The sequence below is a fragment of the Anaerococcus sp. HMSC075B03 genome, from assembly GCF_001815585.1.
GTDB classification, from domain to species: Bacteria; Bacillota; Clostridia; order Tissierellales; family Peptoniphilaceae; genus Anaerococcus; species Anaerococcus vaginalis.
This window is the reverse complement of sequence record NZ_KV821181.1, coordinates 1-3,620: the sequence shown is the minus strand read 5'-3', so window position 1 is coordinate 3,620 and position 3,620 is coordinate 1. Positions and strand designations below refer to the sequence as shown.

Genomic DNA, 3,620 nt, shown 5'->3' with positions numbered 1-3,620 from the left:
AAGTCTGTTTTTTACTGTGGTTTTTTATTATAGTTATACAATTGTTAAATATAATAATGAAAGTTTCATGACCGTAAATTTTTATGATGCAGAACTTGAAGGGAACTTAACAAGTAATGATATTGAAAAAATAAAAGATATTAATAATATAGAATTTGTAGGTGAAATGTCCATAAACCCTGAATCGGCAAAGTACAAGAATGATTTGATTGCCGTAAATTATCAAGATAATGATATAAATAAAATGAGAGAGCATTCAGATTTACTTGAAGGACACTTTGCTAAAAGTGATGGAGAAATAGTATTATCGAAAAGTCTAGTCGAAAAAAATAAGCTAAAATTAGGAGATAAAATACAGCTTGATTTTGGGCATAGACTAATAGAGGGTAAAGAGATAGATGCCATAAGTACTTTTACTGATAAGGAGTCTTACAATCTTAGTTTTAGTAAAGACTTTGAGGTGGTTGGAATTTATGAAGATGTCTATAATAAATACAGTAGAGTTAATTATGCTTTAGCACTGAAAAATGAAGATGATCCTGGCAAAGTAGTATTAAAGTTTAATTCTTTTGAAAAGGCTTATGATAACAAAGTAAATCTACAATATGAAATCAATAAAAAATTAGGTAGAGATGTTCCCTTAACTTTCAATTCTAATTTAATAGATTATTACGGTGTTGAGTATGACTTTCCCCATAATATTTTAACTGAATTAGGAACCATTCTTTCTGTAATAGGGGCTATATTACTATTTGTATTTTTTGTAAAAAATATATTCAAGGTGTGGGCGTTTAGGAAAATCAAGGAACTTTCTGTATATAAGTCTATAGGTACTACAGATTTTCAGATATACTTATTGTTATTAAAAGAAGGTATTTTCCTATCTGTTCTACCTATATTATTTGGACATATCTTTGGATACTGTCTTATCTTAAAATTGTTTAGGCATCTTGAGATTGATCAAGGGGTCGAAAACTTGGTATCTAGTTATTTCAGTCCTTTACTTAGCCTAGCGATTGTTACAGTAGCTCTTTTAGTAGTAGTATTTTCTATTCTTCAACCAGCAAAGAAAGTTTCAAAAATACCTATTATTGAAGGTATAAAGGGAAATTTAAACTTTGATAGCTTTAAGAAAAAAAGATATAGGAGCTTATGGAAAGAATTAAAATCAAATAACCTTGATAGTATTAAATCACAGCGTTATATTTCTGCTATTGGTGTCATTATAATTTCTGTTTTAGTCATTATTGTGGCAGTAACCAAATATAACAGAGATTTTTCTTACTATGATGCAGGTTGCAATGTAATAGCTAGTTATTATAGTGAAAATAGGAGCGTTCCTAAAGTTTTTAAAGAAATTGAAAAAGAAATTCCAAATGATAAGTCCTATATTTCAAAAGAAAGTTATATTCAGGTAGATAATGATTTAGAATTGTCCAAAGAAGCTATTAGTAAGTCTTTGGATCAAAAATTAGAGTATTATTTGAAAAAGAGTCATTCAAGCCAGTTGAATGGGATGCTTATAGCTTTAGAAGATGAAGACTTTAGTAAATTGGGGGCAAGTAAGGGAGAATTTATTCTTTATAATATGGTACAAGAAAACCCAAACACTCCAGTAGCTAAAGCAAATAAAATACCATATTTTAATAATCCGAAAGATATAAACTTACAGATAGGGGAGAATTTTCAAAAAAGTATAAAAATTTCTAAAACTATAGATGATTTGGGAAACTATGATTCAATAACTTTACCATTTTATGTAAAAATCTACACAGATTTCGATACCTTCTTACAACTTATGGATGAGTCAAAAGATGAAGAATTTATTAATGCTCCGTATGTATTAAATATGAATGTAAAAGACTCGGAGATGAGAAATGTAAAGGATTATTTGGATAATAAGATAAGAGAATCGATAATGCCAAATGAAAAGTACGATATTAACACAAAAGCAGATATTGAAATGAATCGAAAAAGTGATCTAGAATCTTTAAAGAAAGTCGCATTTGCGATGGCTTTCATTATTTTTATTCTCAATGTGACAAATGGTTATTCATCCATTAATTTAAGTCTTATGAGTAGAAAGAAGGAAATTGGCAGCCTTTATTCATGCGGTATGGACGTAGATGAGTTAAAGAATATTTATCGAAAAGAGTTTATAGAAGAGCAAATAAAATCATTTATTGTTGCGGGAATAACCACATTAGGAGTCATGCTCGTAATATCTCGTATAGCTCCTAATTTAAGTCTTAATATATTAATAAGATATTATGACTATAAATTATTTTTTGGATTTTCTATTGTGGTATACGCAATCAACTTACTAATCTATAATTTTTCACTAAAGAGAATTTTAGACAGACCAACAATTGATTTGATTAGAACAGAATAATTTCAAAGAAAGAGGAGTATTTATTAAATAGAAATTAAGCAAGAAGATATTTCTACTTGGACTTGTAATATTTGTTATTTCTTACCTACTTACAGTAGAAATATTTGAAAGCTATACAAGTCTTAGACCAACTAGGCTCACTTTAATGTTTGTCTGCCCAATTATTGGACTAATAGGTTTAATATTGGGGGTAAAAGAAAAAGATAAGTTGTTTATGGCGTTAAATGTCCTTTTGATCTTATTACTTCCCATAGTAATGTTTGATAGTCATCTAGTAGGATTTCTTTAAGTATGATAATAAGTTTAGAGTAAAATTTTATAAATAATCTTAAAAAAGCTATAGGCTTATTCGCTTATAGCTTTTTATCTCTCCACTTCCTTTCCATAATAATTTTCATAGTTTTTCCTATAATGAACAAGGTCAGAAAATTGTTCTTTATTTAAAGAATACTCTTGCATAAGGGTGTTCTTTTTTTCTTGCAATTTATCAAGGTTTGATAGTATTTCTTTTGTGTTGGGTAGTTTTTTATAGTTTTCTAAAATTTCTTTAGCAGCTATTTTATAGACGGAAAGTTCACTATAATATTCTTCTGCAAATTGTTTATCTTCAGGATTTTTCTTATGATATTTATAGATTTCACGATACTTATTTATAGTATTTATATTTTCCATATCTTGAGATAAACTCTTCATCTCAGTTTCAATTTTCTTTATTTTATCTAACAAGTCTTGTCTATCATCAGCAGATTTTTTGATTAGATCATCGAGTTGAGTGATTGAATTAATTCCTTGTTCTCTAAGTTTAATTATTGAATCAGCCATAGTTTTGATATTGTGCTTTCTTGCCCAAACTTCATAACCTTTAGAGGATTGAGCTTTTTCATTAGTAGATATATCAATAACATTTCCTACACGCTTTTTAATAGGATTAGCTTTATTTTTAATTGCTAAATCTATTCTATCTTTGATTTTCTCTTCAGTATAATCTTCTCCGATAGTCTTTGCCCTTGTAAATTTTTGCTTATCTTTATGGCGAAAAGCAATGTGTTTACCAAACTTAATTTCATAATCAAGAGATTTCATATTTTCTAAAAATTCTTCCCAAGATTTAGATTTATTAATCATTCTATCTATATCAAATTGTAGTTTAGACTTCCAAGAATTTCCTTTCTTGTTTTGTTCATATTCATACCAGGACTTACCAGCAGTTTTATATTTTCTTTTGTAA

The 3,620-nt window shown here is 28.0% G+C and carries 2 protein-coding genes and 1 pseudogene; 2 read left to right on the top strand and 1 reads right to left on the bottom strand.

The genetic code is table 11. The features are described 5' to 3' along the window. On the top strand, positions 1 to 2,392 hold a 2,392-nt coding region (locus HMPREF3045_RS04140), incomplete at its 5' end, for an ABC transporter permease (RefSeq protein ID WP_070737174.1). 46 nt (positions 2,393 to 2,438) lie between these two features. Further along, on the top strand, positions 2,439 to 2,681 hold the full coding sequence (locus HMPREF3045_RS09430; RefSeq protein ID WP_083316580.1) for a hypothetical protein: 243 nt from the start codon (positions 2,439 to 2,441) through the stop codon (positions 2,679 to 2,681). Between the two features lie 74 nt (positions 2,682 to 2,755). Here the strand turns inward: HMPREF3045_RS09430 and HMPREF3045_RS04135 are convergent. Next, positions 2,756 to 3,620: pseudogene (locus HMPREF3045_RS04135) on the bottom strand (relaxase/mobilization nuclease domain-containing protein); the annotation flags it as partial.